General features: G+C 51.5%; 38 protein-coding genes. 6 read left to right on the top strand and 32 right to left on the bottom strand.

The window, feature by feature from the left end; translation table 11 throughout:
* Positions 1 to 51: 51 nt before the first annotated feature.
* Complete coding sequence (locus tag JRI95_09040) at positions 52 to 1,797, bottom strand: chloride channel protein (protein MBW2061692.1); 1,746 nt, start codon at positions 1,795 to 1,797, stop codon at positions 52 to 54.
* Positions 1,798 to 2,245: 448 nt separating this feature from the next.
* On the opposite strand from JRI95_09040, the gene JRI95_09035 reads away from it, so the two are divergent.
* The 6 genes from JRI95_09035 to JRI95_09010 all read left to right on the top strand — a co-directional run bounded on the left by JRI95_09035 (position 2,246) and on the right by JRI95_09010 (position 9,594).
* On the top strand, positions 2,246 to 3,589 hold the full coding sequence (locus JRI95_09035; GenBank protein MBW2061691.1) for a hypothetical protein: 1,344 nt from the start codon (positions 2,246 to 2,248) through the stop codon (positions 3,587 to 3,589).
* A 290-nt stretch (positions 3,590 to 3,879) separates the two neighbouring features.
* Positions 3,880 to 5,115, top strand: a complete 1,236-nt coding sequence (locus tag JRI95_09030) for a tetratricopeptide repeat protein (GenBank protein ID MBW2061690.1) — start codon at positions 3,880 to 3,882, stop codon at positions 5,113 to 5,115.
* A gap of 96 nt (positions 5,116 to 5,211) precedes the next feature.
* Positions 5,212 to 7,470 (top strand): hypothetical protein, encoded by a 2,259-nt coding sequence (locus JRI95_09025; GenBank protein ID MBW2061689.1) that lies wholly within the window; start codon positions 5,212 to 5,214, stop codon positions 7,468 to 7,470.
* 38 nt (positions 7,471 to 7,508) lie between these two features.
* Positions 7,509 to 8,195, top strand: coding sequence for a lipoyl(octanoyl) transferase LipB (gene lipB, locus JRI95_09020; GenBank protein MBW2061688.1), 687 nt, complete (start codon positions 7,509 to 7,511; stop codon positions 8,193 to 8,195).
* Positions 8,185 to 9,075, top strand: coding sequence for a lipoyl synthase (gene lipA, locus JRI95_09015; protein ID MBW2061687.1), 891 nt, complete (start codon positions 8,185 to 8,187; stop codon positions 9,073 to 9,075). The genes lipB and lipA overlap by 11 nt, the downstream gene beginning before the upstream one ends.
* A gap of 36 nt (positions 9,076 to 9,111) precedes the next feature.
* On the top strand, positions 9,112 to 9,594 hold the full coding sequence (locus JRI95_09010) for a DUF1566 domain-containing protein (protein MBW2061686.1): 483 nt from the start codon (positions 9,112 to 9,114) through the stop codon (positions 9,592 to 9,594).
* A 219-nt stretch (positions 9,595 to 9,813) separates the two neighbouring features.
* On the opposite strand, the gene JRI95_09005 is transcribed toward JRI95_09010, so the two are convergent.
* The 31 genes from JRI95_09005 to tuf form a co-directional block, all read right to left on the bottom strand.
* Positions 9,814 to 10,026, bottom strand: coding sequence for a hypothetical protein (locus JRI95_09005; GenBank protein ID MBW2061685.1), 213 nt, complete (start codon positions 10,024 to 10,026; stop codon positions 9,814 to 9,816).
* Between the two features lie 631 nt (positions 10,027 to 10,657).
* Positions 10,658 to 11,128 carry a 50S ribosomal protein L17 gene (gene rplQ / locus JRI95_09000; protein MBW2061684.1) on the bottom strand — a complete coding sequence of 157 codons (471 nt, stop codon included), beginning with the start codon at positions 11,126 to 11,128 and terminating at the stop codon, positions 10,658 to 10,660.
* A complete protein-coding gene (locus tag JRI95_08995) occupies positions 11,125 to 12,144 on the bottom strand; it encodes a DNA-directed RNA polymerase subunit alpha (GenBank protein ID MBW2061683.1) in 1,020 nt (339 codons plus the stop codon). The genes rplQ and JRI95_08995 overlap by 4 nt, the downstream gene beginning before the upstream one ends.
* Before the next feature lie 40 nt (positions 12,145 to 12,184).
* Positions 12,185 to 12,811: a 30S ribosomal protein S4 gene (gene rpsD / locus JRI95_08990; protein MBW2061682.1), complete on the bottom strand. Its 627-nt coding sequence runs from the start codon at positions 12,809 to 12,811 to the stop codon at positions 12,185 to 12,187.
* Positions 12,812 to 12,840: 29 nt separating this feature from the next.
* Complete coding sequence (gene rpsK / locus JRI95_08985; GenBank protein MBW2061681.1) at positions 12,841 to 13,233, bottom strand: 30S ribosomal protein S11; 393 nt, start codon at positions 13,231 to 13,233, stop codon at positions 12,841 to 12,843.
* A 15-nt stretch (positions 13,234 to 13,248) separates the two neighbouring features.
* Positions 13,249 to 13,620: a 30S ribosomal protein S13 gene (gene rpsM / locus JRI95_08980; GenBank protein ID MBW2061680.1), complete on the bottom strand. Its 372-nt coding sequence runs from the start codon at positions 13,618 to 13,620 to the stop codon at positions 13,249 to 13,251.
* A 21-nt stretch (positions 13,621 to 13,641) separates the two neighbouring features.
* The gene (gene rpmJ / locus JRI95_08975; GenBank protein MBW2061679.1) at positions 13,642 to 13,755 is read right to left on the bottom strand and encodes a 50S ribosomal protein L36; all 114 of its coding nucleotides are present in this window, start codon (positions 13,753 to 13,755) and stop codon (positions 13,642 to 13,644) included.
* Between the two features lie 32 nt (positions 13,756 to 13,787).
* Entirely contained in the window at positions 13,788 to 14,429 is a 642-nt protein-coding gene (locus JRI95_08970) for an adenylate kinase (GenBank protein MBW2061678.1), read from the bottom strand.
* A 31-nt stretch (positions 14,430 to 14,460) separates the two neighbouring features.
* Positions 14,461 to 15,765, bottom strand: coding sequence for a preprotein translocase subunit SecY (gene secY / locus JRI95_08965; protein MBW2061677.1), 1,305 nt, complete (start codon positions 15,763 to 15,765; stop codon positions 14,461 to 14,463).
* Positions 15,766 to 15,769: 4 nt separating this feature from the next.
* Entirely contained in the window at positions 15,770 to 16,216 is a 447-nt protein-coding gene (gene rplO, locus JRI95_08960) for a 50S ribosomal protein L15 (protein ID MBW2061676.1), read from the bottom strand.
* Positions 16,216 to 16,401: a 50S ribosomal protein L30 gene (gene rpmD / locus JRI95_08955; GenBank protein ID MBW2061675.1), complete on the bottom strand. Its 186-nt coding sequence runs from the start codon at positions 16,399 to 16,401 to the stop codon at positions 16,216 to 16,218. The genes rplO and rpmD overlap by 1 nt, the downstream gene beginning before the upstream one ends.
* Before the next feature lie 2 nt (positions 16,402 to 16,403).
* Complete coding sequence (gene rpsE / locus JRI95_08950) at positions 16,404 to 16,922, bottom strand: 30S ribosomal protein S5 (protein ID MBW2061674.1); 519 nt, start codon at positions 16,920 to 16,922, stop codon at positions 16,404 to 16,406.
* Between the two features lie 12 nt (positions 16,923 to 16,934).
* A complete protein-coding gene (locus tag JRI95_08945; protein MBW2061673.1) occupies positions 16,935 to 17,303 on the bottom strand; it encodes a 50S ribosomal protein L18 in 369 nt (122 codons plus the stop codon).
* A 29-nt stretch (positions 17,304 to 17,332) separates the two neighbouring features.
* The gene (gene rplF / locus JRI95_08940; protein MBW2061672.1) at positions 17,333 to 17,878 is read right to left on the bottom strand and encodes a 50S ribosomal protein L6; all 546 of its coding nucleotides are present in this window, start codon (positions 17,876 to 17,878) and stop codon (positions 17,333 to 17,335) included.
* 39 nt (positions 17,879 to 17,917) lie between these two features.
* Positions 17,918 to 18,316 carry a 30S ribosomal protein S8 gene (rpsH, locus tag JRI95_08935; GenBank protein MBW2061671.1) on the bottom strand — a complete coding sequence of 133 codons (399 nt, stop codon included), beginning with the start codon at positions 18,314 to 18,316 and terminating at the stop codon, positions 17,918 to 17,920.
* 11 nt (positions 18,317 to 18,327) lie between these two features.
* The gene (locus JRI95_08930; GenBank protein ID MBW2061670.1) at positions 18,328 to 18,513 is read right to left on the bottom strand and encodes a type Z 30S ribosomal protein S14; all 186 of its coding nucleotides are present in this window, start codon (positions 18,511 to 18,513) and stop codon (positions 18,328 to 18,330) included.
* Between the two features lie 18 nt (positions 18,514 to 18,531).
* The gene (rplE, locus tag JRI95_08925; GenBank protein ID MBW2061669.1) at positions 18,532 to 19,071 is read right to left on the bottom strand and encodes a 50S ribosomal protein L5; all 540 of its coding nucleotides are present in this window, start codon (positions 19,069 to 19,071) and stop codon (positions 18,532 to 18,534) included.
* Between the two features lie 19 nt (positions 19,072 to 19,090).
* A complete protein-coding gene (locus JRI95_08920) occupies positions 19,091 to 19,420 on the bottom strand; it encodes a 50S ribosomal protein L24 (protein MBW2061668.1) in 330 nt (109 codons plus the stop codon).
* A gap of 55 nt (positions 19,421 to 19,475) precedes the next feature.
* On the bottom strand, positions 19,476 to 19,844 hold the full coding sequence (gene rplN, locus JRI95_08915) for a 50S ribosomal protein L14 (protein MBW2061667.1): 369 nt from the start codon (positions 19,842 to 19,844) through the stop codon (positions 19,476 to 19,478).
* Positions 19,845 to 19,867: 23 nt separating this feature from the next.
* Positions 19,868 to 20,098 carry a 30S ribosomal protein S17 gene (gene rpsQ / locus JRI95_08910; GenBank protein MBW2061666.1) on the bottom strand — a complete coding sequence of 77 codons (231 nt, stop codon included), beginning with the start codon at positions 20,096 to 20,098 and terminating at the stop codon, positions 19,868 to 19,870.
* A gap of 23 nt (positions 20,099 to 20,121) precedes the next feature.
* Positions 20,122 to 20,340: a 50S ribosomal protein L29 gene (rpmC, locus tag JRI95_08905; protein MBW2061665.1), complete on the bottom strand. Its 219-nt coding sequence runs from the start codon at positions 20,338 to 20,340 to the stop codon at positions 20,122 to 20,124.
* A complete protein-coding gene (gene rplP, locus JRI95_08900) occupies positions 20,337 to 20,753 on the bottom strand; it encodes a 50S ribosomal protein L16 (protein ID MBW2061664.1) in 417 nt (138 codons plus the stop codon). Before rplP ends, rpmC begins: the two co-directional genes overlap by 4 nt.
* A gap of 3 nt (positions 20,754 to 20,756) precedes the next feature.
* Positions 20,757 to 21,413 carry a 30S ribosomal protein S3 gene (gene rpsC / locus JRI95_08895; protein ID MBW2061663.1) on the bottom strand — a complete coding sequence of 219 codons (657 nt, stop codon included), beginning with the start codon at positions 21,411 to 21,413 and terminating at the stop codon, positions 20,757 to 20,759.
* Between the two features lie 12 nt (positions 21,414 to 21,425).
* Positions 21,426 to 21,758, bottom strand: a complete 333-nt coding sequence (rplV, locus tag JRI95_08890) for a 50S ribosomal protein L22 (GenBank protein ID MBW2061662.1) — start codon at positions 21,756 to 21,758, stop codon at positions 21,426 to 21,428.
* A gap of 15 nt (positions 21,759 to 21,773) precedes the next feature.
* Positions 21,774 to 22,058, bottom strand: coding sequence for a 30S ribosomal protein S19 (gene rpsS / locus JRI95_08885; GenBank protein MBW2061661.1), 285 nt, complete (start codon positions 22,056 to 22,058; stop codon positions 21,774 to 21,776).
* A gap of 4 nt (positions 22,059 to 22,062) precedes the next feature.
* Positions 22,063 to 22,887, bottom strand: a complete 825-nt coding sequence (rplB, locus tag JRI95_08880) for a 50S ribosomal protein L2 (protein MBW2061660.1) — start codon at positions 22,885 to 22,887, stop codon at positions 22,063 to 22,065.
* Between the two features lie 17 nt (positions 22,888 to 22,904).
* Positions 22,905 to 23,195, bottom strand: a complete 291-nt coding sequence (gene rplW, locus JRI95_08875; GenBank protein ID MBW2061659.1) for a 50S ribosomal protein L23 — start codon at positions 23,193 to 23,195, stop codon at positions 22,905 to 22,907.
* Entirely contained in the window at positions 23,192 to 23,815 is a 624-nt protein-coding gene (gene rplD, locus JRI95_08870; protein MBW2061658.1) for a 50S ribosomal protein L4, read from the bottom strand. The genes rplW and rplD overlap by 4 nt, the downstream gene beginning before the upstream one ends.
* A gap of 8 nt (positions 23,816 to 23,823) precedes the next feature.
* Positions 23,824 to 24,447, bottom strand: coding sequence for a 50S ribosomal protein L3 (gene rplC / locus JRI95_08865; protein ID MBW2061657.1), 624 nt, complete (start codon positions 24,445 to 24,447; stop codon positions 23,824 to 23,826).
* Between the two features lie 52 nt (positions 24,448 to 24,499).
* Positions 24,500 to 24,808, bottom strand: coding sequence for a 30S ribosomal protein S10 (gene rpsJ / locus JRI95_08860; protein ID MBW2061656.1), 309 nt, complete (start codon positions 24,806 to 24,808; stop codon positions 24,500 to 24,502).
* Positions 24,809 to 24,839: 31 nt separating this feature from the next.
* Positions 24,840 to 25,022, bottom strand: a 183-nt coding sequence (tuf, locus tag JRI95_08855) for an elongation factor Tu (GenBank protein ID MBW2061655.1), incomplete at its 5' end; no start/stop codon positions are given.

Genomic DNA, 25,022 nt, shown 5'->3' with positions numbered 1-25,022 from the left:
TTTTTATCTAAACTTTTGGTCATTCCACTCTGTTGAATCAAGCGGCAGATTCTAGCTCTCTGTCTCCATGGCCAAGGCGGTCCTGTTATAGGCGGCAGTGACATCCTTGTGATGGATGACACCGATGACCCGATCGGGGGAATGCCGATCTACAACCGGGAGCTGGCTGACACCCGTCAGGCCCATCTTCCGCAAGACAGCTTCGATGTTTTCATCCGGTGTCACGGTTACGACAGGGCTGGTGGCCACGTCCTTGGCGATAAGCAGGTGTCCTAGCTGCTGCTCCTGCATGACCTGGCGAATATCCCGGAAAGAAATGATCCCGGAAAGTTCATCATTTTCGTCAACTACCTCGAGATAAGAGACGTTATAGTCCTGGAAAGCCTTGATGACATCAGTCAGGAACGTATTCTCTTTGACAAACCGGACCTCAGGCCGCATGACTTCACTAACCAGGATATTTTGAAGAATACTCTGTTCGCGTCCGCGATGAAGCACGATTCCCCGCCGGATCAATTTGAGCGTATAAATATTACCTTTTTTCAGAAAAGTGGCCAGCAAGGTGGCGGTAATACAGGTGATCATCAGCGGCAGGATGATCGTGTACTCGGAAGTCAGCTCGAAGATGATGAGAATAGCCGTGATCGGGGCGTGGGTGGCGGCCGCAACCAGGCCACCCATGCCCACCAGGGCGTAAGCTCCTGATGAAGCGGTCAGGCCAGGCAGCAAGGCATGAGTCACTGATCCGAAAAATCCTCCGGTCATGGCGCCAATAAATAGAGACGGAGCAAAGATGCCCCCGGACATTCCTCCGCCAATAGTGATTGAGGTCGCCGCGATCTTGGCAAAGATAAGTATGAGTAGTATCCAAATCGTCATTCGTTCGGTCAAGGCAAGATCAATCGCTCCGTATCCCACCCCAAAGGTCTGAGGCAGGTAGATAATCATTACCCCCATGGCCAGACCGCCCAGAACAGGTTTGATATATTCCGGTATGGGGATAGCCTTAAAAAGGTCTTCGGTCCGGTACAAGGTGGTTACGAAAAGCAGGGCTACCAGGCCGACAATAATACCCAGCGCGGCATAAAGAAAAAACTCCCAAACCGAGACCATGTCGTAAACGGGCACGATCAAGGCTGGATAATCGCCAAAATAATGGCGGGAGATGACCGTGGCCGTGACGCTGGAAAGAACAATGGGACTGAAGGTCGTCACACCGAACTCGCCTAAAAGGATTTCGAGTGCGAAAAGCACACCGGCGATCGGAGCGTTGAAGGTGGCCGCAATCCCCGCCGCGGCTCCACAGCCGACCAGGGTCCTCATCCGATCCTGGGAGACCTTGAGGATTTGTCCCACGGTTGATCCCACGGCCGAACCAATCTGGACAATAGGCCCTTCCCGGCCAACCGAACCGCCGCAGCCGATTGATATGGCTGAGGCCGCGATCTTGACCGCGGTGACCCGGGGGCGGATATGTCCGCCTCGCATGGCCACGGCTTCCATAACTTCAGGCACACCATGACCTTTGGCTTCGCGCGCCAGGAAATAAATAATCGGCCCCACCAGGCCTCCGCCCACGGCTGGAATAACCAGCTTCACATACCAGGGAATCTCCTGGCTAATCTTAATAAAATCCTGAGTATTGCCATAAAAGACGGCCTGAAAAAAGACGATGGCGTATCGAAAAAGCACTGCCCCATAACCGCCCAGGACACCTATTAGAATGGCGATGATAGAAATATAGAGATGTTCATTGAACTGCCAGCGAGCCGCGAGCCAGTTCAGCCGATTAGTCATTTGAACCTTAACTTGTCTCATTTTATAAAGTTTTTAAACTTCCCTTTGGAAAGGTACTATTCCAAACGCCTTCTTTACGGCGAGCGAAACGTGAAAGCAATACCATATGAGAAGTGGCAGTTTTACTTCGCTGCGCTCGCGAAAACAGTAAACGACCCTTTTTTTCTTGAATCTAGTTTGGCGCCGAATCTTCCGGAGAGATTCGTCCTGGGCGAAAAACCTGATCCTTGAACCTATTTATCAGAACCTGCCTTTGAAAAGGGCCTGATAGGCCTATCATGGAAAAGTACGGGTTCTGATCCAATTGCTATTAAAATAACACCCCTGCATTTAAATGCCAAGAAAAGATAAAACATCTATCATTGTCTCTTTGCATGAATTTCCATTGAGAGAATTAGTTTAAGATGATAACTTATCTTTTAGAGAAGAATATTCTTAAGGAGAGGATATGAGCGACGACAAAAAGGAAGAAGAAAAAAAGACCGGGTTCGCCGCTTCTGAAACACCGCCAGAGGACCAGGAAGCTCAAATCGAAGGAGGCGAGCACGATCTGGCTGAGCCCCGGCAAGCGGATAAAGTCAAGGTTGAACGACCATCGGCCTCGCCCGAGGATGTCAGGGCGGATTTTCAGCCTTTTTATGAAAAGGAAGCCAAGACCGAAAGAAGAATCAGAACGGCCTCATCGGTCCTCTTGTACATCCTCCTGGCCGGTTTGGGGCTGGCTATGCTGGGTCTTTTAGCCGACGTGCTCCTTAAGGCTTCTGATTTTAGACTGGAAGTTGCAGCCGCGGTCATCGTCTGCTTCGCTTTGGTCGGCGTCCTATGGAAAAGCACTTCTCTAGAAGCCAAGGCCGGCCTCGCGGCTGTGTTCCTTGGCCTGATCCTTGCCTGGCCTCAGATTAAATTTATTCAAGCAGGTGTTGCGGCTCCCTGGACGCTGAGCGCGGAACTGGTATGGCCCCTCTTTTTTCTCCTGGCTCTGATCGCGATCTTTCTGGGTATCTGGCTCCTCTGGTCCAGGATGGCCTGGCTGCCTCTCATTTTGAGCCTTCTGATCTTGTACGTCGCCCTGGCGCCGGTTTTTTCACTGATCCTGGGAGAGACGAAGTTAGATGAGATTATCCTTGGGCCGTCTTTCATGAAAGGTTGGCCTATCTTTCTCAGGTCCGGCTATCTGCTCGGCGAGGTCATACTGCCTCTGGGTATCCTGTTAATGCTCATTCTCCAGGTACGGATCGTCTTCAAAAAACACCACCAAACCCATTTCGGTTATTTTTATTGGGCCCTGTTTCTGATCCTGGCGTCTACCATCGGCCTCAGCGCCTTGGAAGCTCAGGATGAACCGGTGGCTCTACCCATCAGCCGGATAGTGGGGACGGTCGAACCGGCCTCAGAATTGACCTCAACACCAAAAGCCACCCTTCTCGAAGCTGAGAAAAAAGCGGGTGAGGTCTCTGGTTCACCCAAGGTCATACAGCCGCCGGCCGCCCCTGCTCTGCCCTTACAGGAAGAAGTGAAGTCCTCTTCAGAACCCCCTGAGACAACCGGAGAGCAGGCGAGCGTCCCAGGACTCGAACCGTTAAAAGTCACTGATCTGGAGGTTAAGATCAAATCCTTGGAAAAAGAACTAGAGGATATTAAATCCAGGCTTCGAGCGCAGGAAGCCCTGATCAAGTCCCTGCAGACCGAATCGGAGTCCAGGTTAAAAAAGGAGCGGCCGCCGCTGCAAGAGGCGGAGCCCCCACCCCGTCCCAAGCCGGCCCGGCCTGCTTATCCATTTAACCGAACTTGAACTAAGGCGGCTCAGTCTTTCCTGGACGATGAGGCCAAGACCGTGAATAAAAAGGAGAAAATCCTTTAAAATATTTATCCTCATCCCTTGTAGACGATCATTCCGATTTTTAAGCGGGGTTTTGGTATGATAAAAAAAATAAAAATTTTCAGGCCCGCGATCAACTGCATTTCCACCCTATGAAACAAATTTACCGCACAAGTATAATTTTGCACCTTGTCAAAAATCACGTTTCTTTAACTCCATTTGCCTTCAAGCGTCTTTATCTTTATTTGCCTGTATCGGTTATAATGGCCGGAGTGCTGGTTTTCGCGGCAGGCTGTGTCGGGAAGAAGCAAATCACAATAAAAAAACGGCCGGTGGTCGTTCCCGCCAGGATAATCCTGGTCAAGACCAAAGATGAGGCTGAAAAAATACACCTCCAGTTAACCAAGGGCGCCAACTTTGCAAAACTGGCCCAGCAGTATTCCATTCACTCAAGCGCAAAAAAATACGGGCACATGGGACTGGTTATAATCTGGGAGCTTGATTCTCCGCACCGTGAAATCCTGGGTCGTCTCAATCCAAGCCAGTTCAGCCGGGCATTTAAAACGCCTCAGGGTTTTGCTATTCTCTACTACATAGACAACCAGTATTTCGATCGAGGCATACGTCAATTCGAATCCCAGCAGTACCAGGAAGCCGTCGAGGCCCTGGAGATAGATGTTTCCCTGAACCCAGATCATTGCAGGGCTTACAATTACCTGGGCCTGGGTTATGAAAAACTCGGTCAGCCCGCCAAGGCCATTCAAGTCTTTAAGGCCCTGACCGCGCTCGACCCCAAATATCCGGGCGCCTACAAGAACCTTGGCCAGGCTTACCTTGAAAACAAACAATACGAAGAGGCCATCGAGGCTTACAGTGAGGCCCTGGTCCAGACTCCTGATGATCCGGACATCATGAATAACCTGGCCCGGGCTCTGGCTGAAAAAAGACGAAGCCTCGATATAGCCCTGCAACTCATTGAACGAGCCCTGATCCTCCAGCCTGACCAACCCAGATACTGGGACACCCTGGCGGAAATCCATCTGGCCCGGGGTGAAAAAATCGAAGCATTAAAAAGGATCAACCGGGCCATCGAGTTAGGCGGTCGGCCTTTGTATTTCAAGGAACGGCAAAGAAAGATTGCCGCCTCAATGATCCAGGAAAAAACTCATAGACCAGTACCAGCTGTGGCAAAACCGCGGGCCGCCAGGCCTGAAGCAACCCAGCCCGCGTCCCCGCCACCTTCGATAAAAAAGAAAGAACGCCAATATGCAGTCCAGGTCATAGCGGTTCGGCGCCTTTCCACCGCTGAGAAGTTCAGAGATCTTTTTTCCCAGCGTGGTTACAGGGCCTACATCAACAGCCGCCCCATCCCGGACCAAGGTCTTTTTCACCGCGTCCGTCTGGGCCCTTATCGCTCTTTTGCTGAAGCTAAAAAAACAGCTCAGGGGATTAAAAAAAAGTACCAGCAGGATTACATCATTTTTGAAGAAAAAAGGTAATTCGCTGCCGGGCGACCATGTTTTCTCCCGGACAGTTTTTTCTAATATCCGACGCGTGCAAATCTGAGATAAAACGCTAAGACTCGAAGGTTGAAGTTGAACCGAAGTTTTTTCCTGTTTCTGGTTGGAGCGGTTGGGGCTCTGGCACTGGTGGCTGAGGTTGTTTTCATGCGCCAGATGCTGGTCGCTTTTAACGGTATTGAATTGATTATCCCGCTGGTTCTGGCGGGATGGTTAGCCGGGGTCTTCCTGGGGACCGCTGCCTTGCTCCTGATCCGGCCAGGTGTCCGCAGTTTAAAAAGCTGGTGGACGTTTTTACCCCTGGCCTGGCTCCTCGTTCTGGCCTTTCTTCTGGCCTACACTTATCTTGCGCCCTATCCCGAAGACCTGTCCCGACCGGGAGAAGCTGTCCCTTTAAGCTACATCCTCTTTAAAATCGCGACTCTGACTCTCCCGGCCTCTTTCTTTTTCGGCGCACTTTCCGTTCTGGCCTGGATTTACCTTTTGCAGGGCGACCAAGCCCGAAAGAAGACAGGGCTCGCGGGCTTTGCAGCTATTTTTTGGATTGAATCCGCCGGTTCATGTCTGGGTCTTCTTTTATACGCCCTCTTCCTGGCAGACCGCGCCAACCCTGTCCAGGTCCTGGCGCTGATGAGCGGGGTCATGATTCTTGCCCAGGCTGTGGCCTTGCCTAAAAAAGCAGCCGGCCGTGTTCTTCTCGTTTCAGTGGTTCTGTTGATGGGGACCGGCATCTACTTTTCCGGTCTTCTGGCCTGGCTTCATCAGACTGCAGAGACAGCCCGCTTCACTCGATCAAACCCCTTCCATACCCTGTTGGCCGCCAAAAATTCCCCTTACCAGCATCTGGCCCTGGCCCGCCGGGGTGAAGCAACAGCCCTTTTCCACAACCAAACCCTGTCCTTCTCCTGGCCTGATCATCAACACTTTCAGGTAGAATCCCTTCTCTTCCTCACCGAGGCCCCAAGATTTGATCGAGTCCTACTCGCGGGCCAGGGACCCGCCGGCTTCATCCACGAACTACTCAAGCAAAAAGTCAAACGGCTGGTCTACGTTGGACTGGACCCTGCTGCGACCGGCTTGATAAGCGATCATCTGACCCCGTCTCTGGCGCAAGACCTGAAGGATCCACGCCTGACCATCATCAGTGAGGACTTCAGGCGTTACCTTACTATCACCACGGAGCCCCCGTTTGATCTAATAGTGATCAATGCCATGAGTCCCGCTACCGCCCGGAGCAACAGGTTTTATACTCTTGAATTCTTTCAGGAGGTAAAACAAAGGCTCGCTCCTGAAGGAGTCATGATTGCCAGCCTAGGCAGACTCAAAAATTACTGGAGCCATGATGAGCTCCCTTATGGCCGCGCACTGGTCAGAACCGTAAAAAAAACCTTTCCTCATGTCCTCGTCCCGCCCGGTCGGCCTCACTACATCTTCGCCGCAAGCGCCCCTGGCGTAATTACTAATGACCCGCAAATCTTGGCCAGGCGTTATATTCGGCAGGGCTTTGATTCACCTTACCTCACCCCCCGCGCTCTGGCCACGTTCTTTCCCGCTGAAGGCCTTCCCGAAAATAAAGCTTTACCTGGCGAAACGGCTGAGTCTTTCAACACAGACGCCCGACCGCTCAGTTATCTCATGCGCTTGCTTTTATGGGAGAACCGGCCTGAATCCCGCTGGACCCGAGTAATTTTAAGGCATCTCAGGAAGGTGAATACCTGGGGATCATGGGCCGCAGGGCTGCTGGCCGTGATTTTCCTGGTAATCTTGATTCGGCCGGGTCAGGCCAGGATAGCGACCTGGACGAGCGTCATCACCGGCGGGCTGGGCATGAGCCTGCTCATAATTCTCGTTTTTCTTTTCCAGAATAAATATGGGACAATCTTCGGCCAGATCGGCCTGCTCATGCTTCTGTATACTGGTGGCTTGACCGCTGGCGGCCTGGCAGGCTGGTTTTTAAGGATCACCGGGGCCCCTCCCGGCTTAGTCTTGTTCCCGCTGGGGATTTTCCTGTCATTACTGGCCGCGGCCTCGGCTTTGACAGTCTGGGGGGTATTACCAGAACATATCTATCTACTCATCTTTGGAACCGGTCTGGTCACCAGCCTTAAGCTTAGCCTGGTTTTAACCCTCTTTTTTGGCGAGCCTTCCGAACCTAGTGTGGTTCACACCTCGGCCGGTCTAAGGCTGGCTGAGACTGGCGGCGGTCTGATCGGGGCCTTAATCTGCGGCCTGATCCTGGTACCGGTCGTGGGGCCGGGCCAAACGGCCCTGACCCTGGCCTTCATCATGGCTTTAAGTTCCCTGGCGCTGCTCCGTCTGCCCGCCCGTGGTTGACAGCCTCCCGGTTCCTTTGTTACCTTTGGCGCATGACCTTGGCTCGCTTACTCAATCTGGATCATCTGCCTTATACCGAGGCATTGGCCTTGATGCGGGAACTGATTCAAGCCAAACAACGTGAGCTTCTCCCTGAAGTCCTGATCCTGGTGGAACACGATCCGGTCCTGACCCTGGGTTACCGGGCCAGATTCGATGATATCCTCATTCCCGAAAAAACCCTGCACGCCAGGAATATTGATGTTCACCGCGTTGAGCGAGGCGGCCTGGTGACTTATCATGGGCCGGGCCAGTTGCTGGCCTATCCTATCTTCAACCTGCGAAATTTGAAACTGGGCGTGGCCAGATTCATAAATCTGCTCGAAGAAGTCATTATCTCGACCTTACGCGACTTCGGGCTGGAAGCCGGCCGAAAGGAAAACCTTCCCGGCGTATGGGTTAGAAAAGAAAAGATCGCCTCCATCGGCGTGGCTGTCCGGCGCTGGATAACCTTCCACGGCCTGGCCTTGAACTACGATCCGGAGCTGTCTCATTTTGAATTGATCAACCCTTGCGGCATGACCGGGGTCAAGATGACCTCAATAGCCCGCTTGCTTGGCTCGCCGGTCAGTCCGACCAGACTACGAAATCAGATGATCCATCACTTCGAGCGTCTTTTTAACCTTGACTTCTCCCCCTGGTCGCTCCCACTAGCGCAAGAGGCAGGAAGGAGATATGAGCCGTAAAACACCTAAACCGCGCTGGCTGAGCCGAAGGATCCCGCGGCCAGGTTTAACATCGCATGTATCGGAGCTGCTGCAAGACCTATCCCTGCACACCGTCTGCCAGGCAGCTCAATGCCCCAACCAGAGCGAGTGTTTTGGCCGGGGGACGGCTACCTTCCTTCTGCTCGGGCCAAACTGCACCAGGCGCTGCACCTTCTGCGCTGTGGGAAAAGGAAAAATGGCGCCGCCACAAAGGACAGAACCAGATCGAATCGCTGAAGCTGTGGCCCGGATGGGACTCACCTTCTGTGTCCTGACCATGGTCACCCGAGACGATCTGGATGACGGTGGCGCTGAGCATGTGGCCAGAACCGTTTCCGCTTTACGAACCCGATGTCCAGATGTACGGATCGAGGTCCTTGTCTCGGACCTTGGAGGCAGCAAGGCCGCCCAAACGACGGTCCTTGAAATCCAGCCGGATGTGTTCAATCACAATATCGAAACCGTGTCGCGGCTCTATCCTGAAGTCCGGCCCCAGGCCGACTACCGCCGCTCCCTTGATCTGCTGGCCAAGGCGGATGCTTTCCGGCCGAGGCCGGTGACTAAATCCGGGATGATGCTTGGCCTGGGTGAGACGCGGGACGAGATTCTTGAGACGATGGACGGCCTGAGAGCTGTCGGCTGCGAACTGCTCACACTGGGCCAATATCTGGCGCCGTCCGAGAAACACCACCCTGTGGTGCGCTATGTCCCGCCCGAGGAATTTGACGAGCTGAAAACACAGGCCCAAGCTAGAGGTTTTAGCAGCGTGGCCAGCGGGCCTTATGTCCGCAGTTCTTATAAGGCTGAAGAGCTTTTCAACCTGGCCTCTAAGGGAAATAATTGGGACAAAGGCCCTTAAAATCGAACTTTAGGGCCATGAGGGAAATGGTTAATCATGCAAGCGCATTTTTTTTCTGGCGGCTGGTTAAGAATCCTCAGCCTTGCTTGGATTCCGCTGATCACCTGCCTCTTGATCGGCTGCGCCCCTAAATTTTCGCGGTCTCCAGACCTCAACCGTTTTGTCCCCCAAGGCGACTGGGCGGTGCTGGATACACAAACGGGCCTGTTTTGGGAGGTAAAGACATGGAATAATTATTCACAGGCCCTGACCTGGGATGAAGCCAGGGCCTACTGCCTGAACCTCAAGCTGGGTGGTTATCAGGATTGGCGGCTCCCCAGCCCCAAAGAACTGAAGTCCCTTTTTAATCCGAACTTTGTTCCGACCCTGCCGCCTCAGATCTTTAAATATCCACAACCCTGGTGCTGGTCTTCGCGTCGGGATTTGTTTTCATCCGAAGCCTATTACGCCGACTTTACCTCGGGAAAAATCCGGAAAGCGCATCGAAAAAATGGATTGAATGTTCGAGCCGTACGTTAAGCTCACAAGTTTAATCTCGAGGATCGTCCTTCAGGAAAAACCTGGATTTCAGAAACGGGGCGAATAGTTAGGGCCTTCAGAACGTTATTTGAAGCTCCCTGCTGCAAGCAGCAGGGAATCTTCCAAATGTAAGGTAAGTTGGACCATTTTAATTTCGCTCGCTAACCCCGCAGCAAGCTGCGGGGAATGCGCTCGCAGGCATTTTCAAGACCAATCTATTCATTTTTCTAGCTGATCCAGCAGGTATTTCAAACGGCGGGAAAAGCGTCTCTGCATTTTTTGAGACATCAGGGTGGGAATTGACTCGAAGACACTGCTAAATATTGATTCGGACAGATGATCTGATTTTTTAAAGCGCAAATCTGAGCGAGAGTTCGCTTCTTCCCGGTTAAACTCATCGCGCTTAAGAGTAAAATCAAGAAAATTCGACATCCAGCCGTCCTCCTTTTCACTGAGAAAATGTGCAAGATACGGTCCAAAATCAATAGATTTTTCTTCAATATTAAAACAATAAATAAAATTACATTCCTCATTAAAAAGGTTAAAATTACCTGGCCGCCCTGACCCTCCTGATGATATTTTATAATAATATCAATGTCATGTCACTACGAACCCCTCGCATGCGCTCTGAACAGGCTCGGTGAAATAATCTCAATCTTGATACTCCCTTGTTCACTCAAGCGGAAAAATAATTCTTCATAGCCGTTAGAAAAGACACCGGTTAAGGATTGCTGATGAATTCACTCTTCAGGCAGATTTTGCCTCAATTTATTTCTTCAGATGGTGCTCCTCTGGAGGAACTGTCAACATAATTTACCGATTGGAACCTTGAGTGGAGGCGACTATTAAAAACCACTTTACCCTGCACAACGCCACGAAGGCATAGACCCGTGCAATCATTTTAATCGGAATATACTAATGACATTAACTGTAATTGGCTGGCAGCTCAGGGGCGCAAATCATTTTATAAATTTTATCAAAAGAAATTCAATAGGGAGGCTAAGATGGAGGCCTGATATCGCTCGAAAACTGATTCCCTCTATTTTTTGGCTTTCACTGAAAATCAGTTTTCTTCGCCGGTTTCAGGCTCAGAGGCAGTGGAGTCTTCAGCCTTGACGGCTTCTTTTTTTGAGGCGGCCGCTTTCTTGCGGGATTTCTTTTTCTTTTTAGCGGTTTCCTCTGGAACAACCAGCGCCATGACCGCTAAAGGTGCTGCATCTCCGCGGCGGGGACCAAGCTTGGCCAGAGTGGTGTATCCGCTGCTAATGTCCATATATCGGTCTTTGATATCGGAAAACAGCTTATGTGTGACTGACTTTTTAGTCAGAATGGCAAGGACCTGCCGCCTGGAATGGAGGTCACCCCTTTTTGCCAGGGTGATCATTTTGTCTGCCAGAGGCCGCAAGGCCTTTGCTTTGGCATGCGTAGTTACGATGCTCTCATGCTCGAACAAGCTGGTGACCATGTTACGGAACATCGCCTTGCGATGGCTTGCCGTTCGATTTAATTTAACTCCGGCCTTGCGATGTCTCATGTCGCCTTTTCCTTCATTTCTTTCATTCTTTTTATTTCTTCACGACTGGGGAAGTTTTCCACCTTCAGGCCGAGGCTTAAGCCCATTTGACTCAGGATTTCCTTTATTTCATTCAGGGATTTTCGACCAAAGTTTTTGGTCTTCAGCATCTCCTGATCGCTTTTTTGGACCAGTTCGCCTATAAGATGAATATCGGCGTTCTTGAGACAATTGGCCGAACGGACGGAAAGTTCGAGTTCATCCACGCTTCTAAAAAGGTTCTCATTGAAGGTTTCTTCAAGTTTGGTCTCTTCGACTTCAGCCGGCTCTTCCTCTTCTTCGAAATTGATGAATATACTCAACTGCTCTTTGAGTATCTTGGCGGCGTAAGCCACAGAGTCCCGAGGGAGCACACTGCCATCCGTCCAAACTTCCAAAGTCAGTTTATCGTAATCGGTACGCTGGCCGACCCGGGCATTGGTCACCACATAATTAACTTTGCGGACGGGTGAAAAAATCGCGTCAACCGGAATCGTATCGACAGGCTCGTCTTTGATTTCTTCCCTATCTGCCGGCTGATAGCCTTTACCCATCTTAACGAGCATTTCTATTTTTAGAGACCCGCCCTTGGATAAGGTTGCGATATGGTGCTCGGGATTAAGTACTTCAAGCTGATCGTCAGTTATAATGTCCTCGGCGGTTACGACCTTTTCTCCTTCCACCTCAATGGTGATCGTTTTCGGTTTGTCTGAGTGGAGTTTAAACCGGACCTCCTTGAGGTTAAGGATGATGTCGGCTACGTCTTCGACGACACCCGGTATGGAGCTGAATTCATGCAGGATGTTCTCGATTCTAACCGATACAATAGCCGCACCCTGGAGGGAGGATAGGAGTATCCGCCGGAGGGCGTTGCCTAAAGTAATACCAAATCCCCGTTCCAAGGGTTCGCAGACAAATTTGCCAAAAAACGGATCTTGACTTTCTGAATCAACCTCGACCTTTTTCGGCATAATCAATTCTCTCCAATTTTTATACATGGCCTTTCCTCACTTAACCAAGAAGCTAAAGAACCCAAGATTATTTGGAATATAACTCGACAATGAGTTGCTCCTCTATAGGCATAGTCAAATCTTCCCGTGTGGGTAAGGCCTTGATTACCCCACTAAAACTGTCTTTGTCCAGTTCAAGCCATTGTGGTATTCCCCGACGAGCCACCGCTGTAAGTGATTCCTGAATCTGCCCCAGTTGGCGGCTTTTTTCTTTTAAGACCACTATGTCCCCCTGTTTGATGAGGTAGGATGGTATATTGACACTCCGGCTATTGACCGTGAGATGTTTGTGGGTTACTAGCTGACGGGCCTGACTTCTTGAGGAAGCATAACCGAGACGATATACAACATTGTCTAATCTCCGTTCAAGGAGGATGAGCAGGTTGGTCCCGGTAATACCTTTCTGACGTTCCGCTTTGGTAAAGTAAGACCGAAACTGTTTTTCCTGAAGGCCATACATCCTCTTAACCTTTTGCTTTTCCCTGAGCTGAACCCCATAATCGGAAACCTTTCGTCGTCGCTGAGCATGCATTCCGGGTGGGTAACTGCGCCGCTCATAGGCACATTTATCAGAGTAACACCGATCGCCCTTCAGGAATAATTTCATACTTTCACGCCGGCAAAGCCGACAGACTGAACCAGTATATCTGGCCAAATCACAAACCTCCGTTGCTAAAGTCCTTCTTATACGCGCCGACGTTTCGGTGGCCGACAGCCATTATGGGGGATGGGAGTTACATCCCGGATGACACTCACCGTCAACCCGACAACCTGCAAGGCCCGCAAGGCAGCCTCCCGGCCCGGCCCGGGTCCTTTAATATAGACCTCAACCGATCTCATGCCATGCTCCATGGCCTTTCGGCCCGCATCCTGCGCCGCGAGCTGGGCTGCAAAAGGAGTGGACTTCCGAGAGCCCTTGAACCCTTGGGTGCCACCGCTGGACCAGGCCACGGTGTTCCCGTTCATATCGGTAAAGGTGACAATGGTATTATTAAAGGTGGATTGGATGTGAGCCACTCCATTCGGAATATTCTTTTTTTCTTTTTTCCTCTGACCCTTTTTTCTTGTCTTGGCCATACCTCTCCCTAAGCTCTACTTCTTTCTCCGGCCGACCACCGAGCGACGAGGTCCCTTTCGAGTTCGGGCATTGGTGTGCGTCCTTTGACCCCGTACCGGCAAGGATTTCCGGTGCCTAAGCCCCCGATAGGCGCCCAGGTCCATCAAGCGTTTGATGTTCGTGGTCACCTCCCGCCTGCGATCACCTTCGACCTTGACATCACTATCAATAATCATTCTGATCTTGGTGACCTCCTGTTCGGTCAGCAAATCCGTTTTCGTATCCCAGTTTACTTCAGCCTGGGAGAGGATCTTCTGAGAAGTGGACCTCCCAATGCCGTAAATGTAGGTCAACCCCACCTCGACCCGTTTATTTTTCGGTAAATCAACACCCGCGATTCTGACCAACTTCAATCCCTCCTGATATGGTTAACCTTGCCGCTGCTTGTGCTTCGGGTTTTCACAGATGACCCGCACCACATTTTTTCGCCGGACGATCTTACATTTGTTGCACATTTTTTTAACTGAGGACCTGACTTTCATCATCTATCTCCATGCGGGACTGAATCTAAACGCTACTCCAGAACGCCGACAATTCGATCAAAAATCTCCTGAATCTTCCCCTGACCGTTGACGGGTCTTAGAAGTCCCTTATTTTGGTAGTAATCAATGAGTGGCTGGGTCTGGTTGGCGTAAACCTCAAGACGCGAAGCGACCGTAGCCTCATTGTCGTCATCCCGCTGGTAAAGCTCCCCGCTGCATTTATCACACACGCCTTCCTTTTTAGGCGGATCGAAGATAACATGATAGCCCTGGCCACACTGGCGGCAGGTCCGCCGTCCGGTCAGGCGAGCCAGGAGGTCTTCCCTGGGAACATCAATGCTGATGACATGATCAATCCCCGAATTTCGGCTGGACAAAATCTTGTCAAGCGCTTCCGCCTGGGCCACCGTCCGGGGGAAGCCATCCAGCATGTAACCTTTCTGGCAATCATTCTCCTTCAGCCGATTATCAATAATACCGATGACGACCTCATCCGGAACCAGCTTCCCCGCATCCATGTATTTCTTGGCTTGCATTCCCAATTCAGTCTGATTTTTCAGGTTTTCCCGAAGAATGTCGCCTGTGGAAATCTGGGGGATACCGTATTTCTCGATCAGCATCTTGGCCTGTGTACCTTTACCGGCACCAGGAGGACCGAGCAGCACCATATTCACAAAACAACCCTCACTTTATTTTCAAATTGATTTAACGCCGAAGTCGTCCGGCCATACCCTTCTTTAAAAACCCTTCATAATGACGAGTCAGCATATGGGTTTCGATCTGTCCGACCGTATCGAGCGCAACGCCAACCACGATCAGGAGCCCGGTTCCCCCAAAATAAAAGGGAACGTCGAACTGCTGAATTAATATGGCTGGTAAAACACAAATAATCGAGACATAAACGGCGCCGCCAAAGGTAATGCGGGTCAACACACGGTCAATATACTGCGCCGTCGGCTTGCCCGCCCTGATGCCCGGAATAGACCCTCCCTGTTTATTGATATTCTCCGCCACATCCACCGGATTAAAGGTCACCGCCGTGTAAAAGTAACAGAAGAAAAAGATAAAGCCCACAAACAGGAGGTTGTAAAGGATGGCCCCGGGGTTAAGTATGTTTGAAACTCTATCCATGTAAGGCAGAGGGATAAATTGAGCGATCGTGGCCGGGAACATCAGGATAGACGAGGCAAAAATCGGGGGGATGACGCCGGATGAGTTTATCTTTAGAGGCAGGTGAGTATTCTGCCCGCCATACACGCGACGGCCAACCACCCGCTTCGCATACTGCACCGGAATGCGACGTTGGCCCCGCTCACAAAATACTATGGCTCCCACAACCGCAACTGCAAAAATCCCCAGCCCCAGGACAAGGATCGGACCTATCTCACCGGTTCTGAGGAGCTGAAAGAGCTTGACAAGCGCTTCTGGAAATCGAGCGATGATGCCAGCAAAGATGATAATTGAAATCCCATTGCCAATGCCACGTTCGGTGATCCGTTCGCCCAGCCACATGATGAAAGCGGTCCCTGAAGTCAGGGTTATTACAGTCATGAGCCGAAAGGACCAGCCCGGATCCAGAACCACCATGGACCCATCCGGTCCGGTCATGCTCTCAAGCCCGACGGCAATGGCAAAACCCTGAACAACGGAAATAAGAATCGTTCCGTAACGGGCATACTGAGTGATTTTCTTCCGGCCAGCCTCACCCTCCTTCTTCAAGCGCTCCAGATGAGGAATAACAACGGTTAAAAGCTCAAGGATGATCGAGGCCGAGATGTAAGGCATGATGCCAAGGGCAAACACAGAGAACCGTCTCCAGGCCCCGCCGGCAAACATGTCCAAAAGACCAAGGATGTTGGCGCGTTCGAAGAAAGTGGCCAGAACCTCTGTATCCACCCCGGGAGTAGGAACAAACACCCCGAGGCGATAAACGGCCAGGATAGCCAGGGTAAAAAGGACCCGTGACTTAAGCTCCTTAATGCGAAAAATATTTTGGAATCCACCGATCACAATCTTACCCGGCTAGAATCTCGATCTGTCCCCCGGCAGCTTCAACCGCCGCCTTGGCGCCGGCTGACGCGCCATGGATCTTAAGGGTTAAAGGGTGATCTAACTTTCCTTGACCCAAGAGTTTGACTTTCTGACTAGACTTCTTGATCAATCCCGCCGCGGCCAAGCCTTCCGGGTCAATCACGCTGCCTGTTTCAAATCTGGCCAGGTCCCTCAGATTAATCAGGGAGAAATTTTTCTTAAAGATATTCGTGAAGCCCCTTTTGGGCACCCGCCGCTGCAACGGCATCTGGCCGCCCTCATAACCGGGGCTGACCTTACCGCCAGAGCGAGATTTGTATCCTTTGTGGCCTCGCCCGCAGGTCTTCCCCAGCCCGGAGCCGCTTCCTCGGCCGACTCTGCGGCGGCTCTTTCGGGATCCGGCTGGCGGTTTCAGTTCATGAAGACGCATCAGGACTTCTCCTCAACCTTAATCAAATGAGCGACTTGGTTAATCATCCCCCTGATTTCCGGAGTATCTTTATGGATAACAGTCTTGTTAATCTTGGTCAGTCCCAAGGCACGTATGGTTCGCCGATGCTTAGGAAGACGACCGATCATACTGCGCACCTGTGTCACTTTCAATTCCTTGGCCATGTTCACTGTGACCTTTCAGCCTTACGTATACGCTCGATAGGTATCCCCCGTTCAGCAGCTACCGCCTCGGCGTTGCGCAGGGCCCGAAGACCCTGAAGCGTGGCTCTAACCATATTATGGGGATTGTGCGATCCAAGGCATTTGGTCAGAACATCCTTTATTCCTGCGGCTTCAACCACAGCCCGCACCGCCCCTCCAGCGATGACCCCTGTTCCCGGACTGGCCGGCTTCAGCAGAACTCGGCCTGCACCATAGCGACCGATGACCTGGTGAGGGATGGTCATTTTTTCAAGATAAACGGAGGTCATATCTTTTCTGGCCTTCTCGGTGCCTTTTCGGATAGCTTCGGGAACCTCATTGGCTTTACCCAGACCATATCCGACCAGGCCCTTACCATCGCCAACCACGACTATGGCTGAAAACGAGAACCTGCGTCCACCTTTAACAACCTTAGCGACACGGTTTATAAACACCACCTTCTCGATGAATCCTGGTTCTTCGATTTCCGTTGTTCGAAACAAACTAAGCCCCCCTTAGAATTCTAGACCGGCCTTACGGGCGGCATCGGACAGAGCCTGAACCCGCCCGTGGTAAAGAAACCCATTGCGATCAAAAATAACGCTGTTGACGCCCTTTTCCTTGGCCTTAACCCCGATGTGCGCGCCGACTAGTTTAGCGGCTTCGGTTTTCTTTAATCCTTTAACTTTCTCACGCAACTCCGGGCTTAAGGTCGAACTCGAAGCTAGAGTCCGTCCGCTCGCGTCGTCAATAACCTGAGCATAAATATGCCGCGCACTGCGAAAGACACAGAGCCTCGGGCGCTCGACCGTGCCTCTGATCTTCTTGCGGACTCTTTTTTTTCTTTTTAACCGCGCCGAAGCACGGGGGTTTGTCTGAGCCATTCTTTTTCCTCAATCTGGACATGGCTTGTTTATATCTGCTTGATACCAGTCTTACCAACCTTACGTCGTATTACTTCATCAACGTACTTGATACCCTTGCCTTTATAGGGCTCCGGTTTTTTAAGGGCTCGAAGCCGGGCCGCGGTAAGCCCCACGAGTTCTTTGTCCGCTCCCTTTAAAGTGATGCGGGTTTGTCTGTCAACTGTAACGGTGATTCCCTCCGGGAGAGTAAATTCGATCGGGTGTGAATAACCGAGGCTTAAACTCAGGGTATTGCCCCGCAGATCAGCCCTGTATCCCACGCCAATGATCTCGAGTTCCTTGGTGAACCCGGCGTGTACTCCCTGGACCATATTGGCCACCAAAGACCGGGTCAACCCCCATATGGCCCGGGACTCTCTGGTTGTATCGCTTGGCAAGACATTGATAACCCGCTCCTCAATCTTAAGGATCGCTTTAGGGGAAAGGCTCCGAGTCAAGGTAGCCTTTTCACCTTTAACCGTTATGAGCGGCGGCTGGTAATCAATCGTCACCCCGGGAGGTATTTCGATTGGCCTTTTCCCTACACGCGACATGTTTAGATGTTCCTTTATCCAGTTCCGTAACTGCTTGATTTACCAGATTGAAAAGATTAATTCTCCGCCGACATTCTGTCGTCGGGCTTCTCGATCGGTAAGTATCCCCTTAGAAGTGCTCAGGACGCCGACTCCGAGACCTGATAGGACATAGGGTATTTCGCCCCGGTTAACGTAAAGACGTCGGCTCGGCTTGCTTTCCCTCTTAAGTCCTTTTATAACCGGGTCATTAATCCCGGTATATTTCAATAAAATCCTCAGGATTCCCTGCTTATTGTCCTTAAAGATTTTGTAATTCCTGATATATCCTTCCTCTTTCAGGATGCGAGCGATACTGATCTTGATCTTGGAAGCCGGTATATCCACCCGCTCATGCCTGGCCATAAGGGCGTTTCTTATCTGTGTCAACATATCCGCGACAGGGTCGGTCATCATGATTATACGGTCTCCTACCAGCTCGCCTTGGTCACACCGGGTATCTCCCCGGCCAGCGCCAGTTTACGAAAACAAATTCGACACAGATTAAACTTGCGTAAATACGCCCTGGGCCGGCCACAAATTGGACAGCGATTATAAGCCCGAACAATAAATTTTGGGTGTCGTTTGGCTTTAGCGACCAGTGATTTTTTTGCCAAAACTATCCTCCTTCAAGTTTAGCTGCGGAAAGGCATCCCCATCTCTTTGAGCAGGAAATAAGCTTCCTCATCCGTTTTGGCCGTGCTGACAATCGTAACATTTAAGCCTTTAACCTTGTCTACCTTGTCATAATCAATTTCCGAAAAAATAAGCTGTTCCCTAAGACCCAGGGTGTAATTACCTCGGCCATCAAAGGACTTTTGAGAAACCCCCCTAAAATCCCGGACGCGGGGAAGAACAATATTGATGAGCTTGTCCAGAAAATAATACATCTTCTGACGCCGCAGGGTGACCATACAGCCAATGGGCATACCTTCGCGCAGCTTGAAGCTTGCAATGGAACGGCGCGCCCGCGTAACGACCGCTTTCTGCCCGGCAATCAGGGTTAATTCTTCAACGGCATTGTCAAGAAGCTTAATATTCTGAATCGCCTCTCCCAGGCCGATGTTCAAGATTATTTTTTCAAGCTTGGGTACCTGCATCGAGTTCTTATAATTGAACTCCTTCATCATACGGCCCATGATTTCATTCCGATATCTATCCCAAAGTCTGGCCATTTACTTCTCCCCAAAAACCTCACTCATCCAAGGTCTCCCCGCATTTTTTACACACTCGCACCCAGGAGCCGTCTTCTAAAACCTTATGACCGACCCGTACCGGGTCTGTGCATTTGGGGCAGATCAACATGAGGTTGGAAATATGGAGCGACCCCTCTCTTTCAATGATGCCTCCCTTGGCAGCCTTGGCGCCAGCCCTGGTGTGGCGCTTGACCATGTTGACTTTCTCAATCACGGCCCTGTTCTTTTTGGGGAGGATTTTAAGAACCTTGCCAATCTTACCCTTTTCTTTGCCAGAGAGAACGATGGCCCGGTCATCTTTTTTTATATGTTCTGATTGTTTTCTCATGGTCATCCTTTAGAGTGCCATACAAATGGATCCCGGAGACGCGCTGCCTGCTCAGTCAGATTACCTCTGGGGCCAGCGAAATTATTTTCATAAAATTCTTGGCTCTGAGCTCCCGGGCCACCGGCCCAAAAATACGCGTCCCAATCGGTTCTCTCTGAGCATTAATCAGCACGGCTGAATTGTCGTCGAATTTGATGTAAGACCCGTCAGGACGTCCAACCTCCTTAACCGTTCGTACGACCACAGCTCGCAAGACATCGCCTTTTTTAACTTTCGAGTGAGGCAGAGCTTCCTTGACCGAAACGATGATGATGTCGCCCACAGAAGCATACCGACGCCTGGACCCGCCCAGCACCTTGATGCATGAAATCATTTTCGCTCCAGAGTTGTCGGCAACGCTCAGTCTCGTTTCAGCTTGAATCATTTCTATTCCCTTATATTTACCACTCAGGCCTGGTGACTAATGATTTTACTGATACGCCAGTGCTTGGTCTTTGAGATTGGTCGTGACTGGACTATCTCGACCGTATCACCAATCCGGACCTTGTTCTGCTCATCATGCGCCTTGAACCTGGACCGCCGGCGAATGTACTTTTTATAGACAGGATGCCGGACCAGCCGGTTCACAACCACAACGACGGTCTTGTCCATCTTATCCGAAGCAACTACACCAACCATTCTTTTCCTGTTACGCCTCTTGTTCAAGTTACTCGGGCCTCCTCAACCGATCGCTTCTGAATCTTTTCTAAAATGATGGTCTTGATGCGCGCTATCTCCTTTCGGGTCTGGGGAAGGCGCGCTGTATTTTCCAGCTGGTTGGTTGCATTCTGGAAGCGGAAATTAAACAGCTCTTCTCGCAGTTCCCTTTCCTTCTCCATTAACTCTTCAAGGCTTAACTCTCTGAGCTCGCTCGCCTTCATATTGACTCGTCTCTCCTAATAAACCGAGTTGGGAAAGGAAGCTTGTGCTGGGCCAGCCGGATGGCTTCCCGGGCGACTTCCTCGCCCACACCTTCCATCTCATAGAGAATCCGTCCCGGCTTCACCACTGCCACCCATTTATCCGGGGGACCCTTACCTTTACCCATACGAGTCTCCGCCGGTTTTTTTGTTAGCGGCTTGTCCGGGAAAACCCGTATCCAGATCTTCCCGCCGCGTTTGACGTGGCGGGTCATAGCCACCCGCGCGGCCTCGATCTGATGGCTATCCATAAATCCGCAGCCAAGGGCCTGCAGGCCGTACCTTCCAAACTCCAGATTACAGCCCCGGTAAGCCTTGCCTCTCATCCGCCCTTTCTGCTTCTTGCGGTATTTTACTTTCTTGGGTTCAAGCATCTCTCAGGCCTCCTGCAGCCTTTCCTCTTCCGCTTTGGTCAAAACCTCGCCCTTAAAAATAAGGACCTTGATCCCAATCAGCCCGTAGTTTGTATGGGCTTCGGCAAAACCATAATCAATGTCCGCGCGCATTGTATGCAGAGGCACCCGGCCCTCACGATACCATTCTCTCCTGGCCATCTCCGCACCGCCCAATCTTCCGGCGCAGCTAATCTTGATTCCCTGGGCCCCGAATTTCATGGCGATACTGACCGCCTTTTTCATAGCGCGCCGAAAGGCCACGCGGCGCAAGAGCTGTTGGGCAATATTCTCAGCAACCAGTTGGGCGTTTACCTCAGGTTTGCGGATTTCCTGAATATCAATCATCACTTCCCGCCTGACCAGCTTTTCGAGCTCATTTCTGAGTTTTTCGATCTCGACCCCTTTCTTGCCAATGACAATGCCTGGTCTGGCGGTATGAATCCGGAGCTTTACCTTACTGGCCGCTCGTTCGATCTCGATCTTGGCCACGCCGGCCTGGTAGAGCTTATTCTTAATGTAGTCCCGTATCTGCTTGTCTTCCACCGTCAGGGCGCCAAAATCCCGACGGGCAAACCAACGGGAATCCCAGGTCTTGATTATCCCAAGCCGAAAACCCACCGGATGTGTTTTCTGTCCCAAAATCTGTTCCTCCTATGCCTCGTCCAGAACGATCGTGACGTGACTGGTTCGTTTAAGTATCCGGGTCGCACGGCCCATGGCCCTGGGTCGCCAGCGTTTCGCCACTGGTCCATCGTCAATGTGGACCTTTTTCACATATAATGTATCCACATCAATTTGCTGGCTTTGCTCTGCATTCGCCAAAGCCGAGTTAAGCGCCTTGAGCAGGATTCCAGCCGCCTTCTTGGGGGTGAATTTAAGCAGCGTCATGGCATTCTCGACTGACTGGCCCTTGATATTCTCCGCCACAATGCGCAGTTTACGCGGTGCAATGTGAACGTATTTAATCACAGCCCTGGCTTCCATTATCTTTCTCCTGGCTTATCTCCTCTTAAGCCTGGACTTTTTGTCTCCGGCATGGCCGTAAAAGGTCCGCGTGGGGGAGAATTCACCCAGTTTATGTCCGACCATATTTTCCGTTACAAAGACAGGCATGAATTTTTTGCCATTATGCACCGCAAAAGTCAGACCAACCATTTCCGGGATGATGGTAGAACGCCTGCTCCAGGTCTTGATGACGCGTTTGTCCTGGGCTTCGTTGGCCCTCGTGATCTTCTTTATCAGATGATCATCAATAAAAGGACCTTTCTTTACGGAACGTGGCATTGCCCTACTTTCTCCTCTTGACTATGTATCGGTTACTAGATTTTTTGAGAGAGCGCGTTTTGTATCCCTTGGTCGGGACGCCCCAAGGGGTCACTGGATGGCGGCCGCCCGAACTCTTGCCTTCCCCTCCACCATGCGGATGATCAACCGGGTTCATGACCACACCCCGGACGCTGGGGCGCCTGCCCAGCCAACGATTTCGTCCGGCCTTGCCTATCGAGACCAGGTTATGATCGGGATTAGAAAGCTGACCCACCGTGGCTTTGCAGTCTGAGTGGATCAGGCGCAGCTCCCCTGAAGGAAGCTTGAGCAAGGTATAGCGTCCTTCTTTGGCCATAATCTGGGCGTAGGTTCCAGCGCCGCGCACAAGTTGACCGCCCTTCCCGACTTTCATCTCAATGTTATGAACCAGTGTTCCCAGTGGGGTGGCTCGAAGAGGTAAGGCGTTGCCCGGTTTAATATCGGCCTTTTCACTGGTGATGACCGTATCCCCGACTTTCAAATGCTGCGGAGCCAGAATATAACGCTTCTCGCCATCAATGTAATGCAGGAGAGCAATACGGGTTCCGCGATTCGGATCATACTCGATGGAAAAAACCCTGGCCGGAATATCCATTTTATCGCGCTTGAAATCTATGACCCGATAACGGCGCTTATGCCCTCCGCCGCGGTGCCGGCACGTTATGCGGCCGTAATTGTTCCGTCCGCCGCTTTTGTGCAGCGGCTTAAGCAGGCTCTTTTCGGGCGCGTCTCTTGTAATCTCCTCAAATGTGTTATAGGTCTGGAACCTGCGTCCCGGAGAAGTGGGTTTAACTTTTTTTATGGCCATCTGATCTATCCGTTCGCTTAGACACCTTCAAAGAAGTCAATATGTTCACCCGGCGCCAGGGTCACGATCGCCTTCTTCCAGTCCGATCGCTTGCCAAGGTGCTGGCCAAGTCTTTTTTTCTTACCTCTCATATTAATCGTTCGCACCTTAGTGACCTTGACCTTGAAGACCTGCTCCACGGCCCGGCCTATTTCGATCTTGTTGGCGCGACGATCAACGACAAAGGCGATTTGGTTGTCCCTCTCCTTCTGGAGTGTTGATTTTTCTGTAATAAGAGGCTTGATGATGGCCCGGCTCGGTTCCGTCATTTCTGCAATCTTTCCGTGATCTGGGCAATACAAGGCTTAAGTAGCACCAGATGTCTGTACTTCAGAACGTCATAGACATTGAGTCCGCCGGAACGGAGAACCTTGATCCCGGGCACGTTCCGCGCGGATCTCTCCAGGTTCTCATGAGCCTCCGGTGTAACAATCAGCGCGTTGGTGAGGTCCAGGCCGGCCATGGCCTCGACAAAGAGCTTAGTCTTGATTTCAGGGAGATCAAAGGTATTAAGGATTAAAAGTTCTTCTTCCTGAAGCTTGGCCGTCAAGGCGACTTTCAGCGCGGTGCGTTTGACCTTCTTAGGCGGCCGATAACTGTAGTTCCGGGGTTTTGGCCCGAAAATGACTCCCCCACCGCGCCGGATAGGCGACTTAAGGCTGCCCGCTCTGGACCGGCCCGTGCCTTTCTGCCGGTAAGGCTTGTGCGTGCTTCCCCGAATCTCAGACCGTCCCTTGGTCGAGGCTGTTCCAGAACGCCGGCTGGCCAGTTGAGCCAAAACGACTTCGTGCACCAGATGGGGCCTTAAAGGCACGTCAAAGATATCACTCGGCAGTTCGATCTGGCCGACCTTCTCCTTGCTAAGGTTATATATATCCACCATTACCATATTTATCCTCAGGAAGATTGACGTTTCTTGATCAGGACAATCCCGTGCCGAGGTCCGGGCACCGCGCCCTTGACAAGAATGATTCCATATTCTGGCCGAACGTCAATGATCTCAAGATTACTAGTTGTCTGTCGAGCGGCTCCGAAGTGACCGGCCATCTTTTTACCCGGGAAGACGCGAGCCGGATAAGCGGCCGCGCCGATGGAACCTGGGGCCCTGTGCGCAGTACCCCCATGAGTGGCCGGCCCGCCGGAAAAGCCATGGCGTTTCATCACCCCGGTAAAACCGCGACCCTTGGTCGTACCGGTGACATGAATCTTCTCACCGATCTGAAAAATATCAAGGGTGATTTCCTGCCCAATCTCGTAATCCTCAATCTGGTCAACTTTGAACTCTTTCAAGACAGCAAAATTGCCTGCGCCAGAGGCACGGAAGTGCCCGGCCAGGGGACGATTTACTTTATTTCGCGAACCAAAACCAAGTTGTAAGGCATTATAGCCGTCCGAGTCCTGCGTCTTTTTTTGAACCACCGTGCAAGGACCCGCCTCTATAACAGTGACGGGCACCGCTGCGCCACTTTCAATGAAAAGGCGGGCCATGCCAACTTTCTTACCGATTAGGCCATTAACCATCTTTAACTTCCACCACGAAACGAGCTGGCCCCCGGAAGGGGTAAGCATCCTGTTAGAGCTTAATCTCCACGTCCACACCGGCCGAGAGATCCAGCTTCATCAAGGCATCAACCGTCTGCTGAGTTGGATCGAGGATATCCAGAAGCCTTTTGTGTGTCCGAATTTCGAAATGTTCCCGAGACTTCTTGTCAATATGAGGCGATCGAAGGACACAGGTACGACTGATGGTGGTCGGCAGAGGAATAGGCCCCGCCACCCGGGCGCCGGTCCTCTTGGCCGTGTCCACAATCTCCGTAACCGACTGATCCAAAAGCACATGGTCGTATGCCTTGAGCCTGATTCGTATCTTTTGGTTGGTCATTCTAGTACGATCCTCAATCTGGGCCTAAAATTCATTCAAGTATTTCAGAGATGACGCCGGCGCCCACGGTTCGGCCGCCTTCACGAATGGCGAACCGCAGCTCCTTCTCCATGGCTATCGGCGTGATCAAGACCGCATCCAGAGAAACATTATCCCCGGGCATGACCATCTCCACACCCTCTGGCAGCGTAACCACACCCGTCACATCCGTAGT

The organism is Deltaproteobacteria bacterium (genome assembly GCA_019308995.1).
GTDB lineage: Bacteria > Desulfobacterota > Desulfarculia > Adiutricales > JAFDHD01 > JAFDHD01.
Note: the sequence above shows the minus strand (reverse complement) of the source record. Positions and strands in the feature narration are given on the sequence as shown.

Coding starts and splice junctions, on each gene's coding strand:
- JRI95_09040 (MBW2061692.1), bottom strand. CDS start 1,797: ATGACTAATCGGCTGAACTGGCTCGCGGCTCGCTGGCAGTTCAATGAA.
- JRI95_09035 (MBW2061691.1), top strand. CDS start 2,246: ATGAGCGACGACAAAAAGGAAGAAGAAAAAAAGACCGGGTTCGCCGCT.
- JRI95_09030 (MBW2061690.1), top strand. CDS start 3,880: ATGGCCGGAGTGCTGGTTTTCGCGGCAGGCTGTGTCGGGAAGAAGCAA.
- lipA (MBW2061687.1), top strand. CDS start 8,185: ATGAGCCGTAAAACACCTAAACCGCGCTGGCTGAGCCGAAGGATCCCG.
- JRI95_09010 (MBW2061686.1), top strand. CDS start 9,112: ATGCAAGCGCATTTTTTTTCTGGCGGCTGGTTAAGAATCCTCAGCCTT.
- JRI95_09005 (MBW2061685.1), bottom strand. CDS start 10,026: ATGTCGAATTTTCTTGATTTTACTCTTAAGCGCGATGAGTTTAACCGG.
- rplQ (MBW2061684.1), bottom strand. CDS start 11,128: ATGAGACATCGCAAGGCCGGAGTTAAATTAAATCGAACGGCAAGCCAT.
- JRI95_08995 (MBW2061683.1), bottom strand. CDS start 12,144: ATGTATAAAAATTGGAGAGAATTGATTATGCCGAAAAAGGTCGAGGTT.
- rpsK (MBW2061681.1), bottom strand. CDS start 13,233: ATGGCCAAGACAAGAAAAAAGGGTCAGAGGAAAAAAGAAAAAAAGAAT.
- rpmJ (MBW2061679.1), bottom strand. CDS start 13,755: ATGAAAGTCAGGTCCTCAGTTAAAAAAATGTGCAACAAATGTAAGATC.
- rplO (MBW2061676.1), bottom strand. CDS start 16,216: ATGCGTCTTCATGAACTGAAACCGCCAGCCGGATCCCGAAAGAGCCGC.
- rpmD (MBW2061675.1), bottom strand. CDS start 16,401: ATGGCCAAGGAATTGAAAGTGACACAGGTGCGCAGTATGATCGGTCGT.
- JRI95_08945 (MBW2061673.1), bottom strand. CDS start 17,303: ATGGCTCAGACAAACCCCCGTGCTTCGGCGCGGTTAAAAAGAAAAAAA.
- rplF (MBW2061672.1), bottom strand. CDS start 17,878: ATGTCGCGTGTAGGGAAAAGGCCAATCGAAATACCTCCCGGGGTGACG.
- rplE (MBW2061669.1), bottom strand. CDS start 19,071: ATGGCCAGACTTTGGGATAGATATCGGAATGAAATCATGGGCCGTATG.
- JRI95_08920 (MBW2061668.1), bottom strand. CDS start 19,420: ATGAGAAAACAATCAGAACATATAAAAAAAGATGACCGGGCCATCGTT.
- rplN (MBW2061667.1), bottom strand. CDS start 19,844: ATGATTCAAGCTGAAACGAGACTGAGCGTTGCCGACAACTCTGGAGCG.
- rpsQ (MBW2061666.1), bottom strand. CDS start 20,098: ATGGTTGGTGTAGTTGCTTCGGATAAGATGGACAAGACCGTCGTTGTG.
- rpmC (MBW2061665.1), bottom strand. CDS start 20,340: ATGAAGGCGAGCGAGCTCAGAGAGTTAAGCCTTGAAGAGTTAATGGAG.
- rplP (MBW2061664.1), bottom strand. CDS start 20,753: ATGCTTGAACCCAAGAAAGTAAAATACCGCAAGAAGCAGAAAGGGCGG.
- rplV (MBW2061662.1), bottom strand. CDS start 21,758: ATGGAAGCCAGGGCTGTGATTAAATACGTTCACATTGCACCGCGTAAA.
- rpsS (MBW2061661.1), bottom strand. CDS start 22,058: ATGCCACGTTCCGTAAAGAAAGGTCCTTTTATTGATGATCATCTGATA.
- rplB (MBW2061660.1), bottom strand. CDS start 22,887: ATGGCCATAAAAAAAGTTAAACCCACTTCTCCGGGACGCAGGTTCCAG.
- rplW (MBW2061659.1), bottom strand. CDS start 23,195: ATGACGGAACCGAGCCGGGCCATCATCAAGCCTCTTATTACAGAAAAA.
- rplD (MBW2061658.1), bottom strand. CDS start 23,815: ATGGTAATGGTGGATATATATAACCTTAGCAAGGAGAAGGTCGGCCAG.
- rplC (MBW2061657.1), bottom strand. CDS start 24,447: ATGGTTAATGGCCTAATCGGTAAGAAAGTTGGCATGGCCCGCCTTTTC.
- rpsJ (MBW2061656.1), bottom strand. CDS start 24,808: ATGACCAACCAAAAGATACGAATCAGGCTCAAGGCATACGACCATGTG.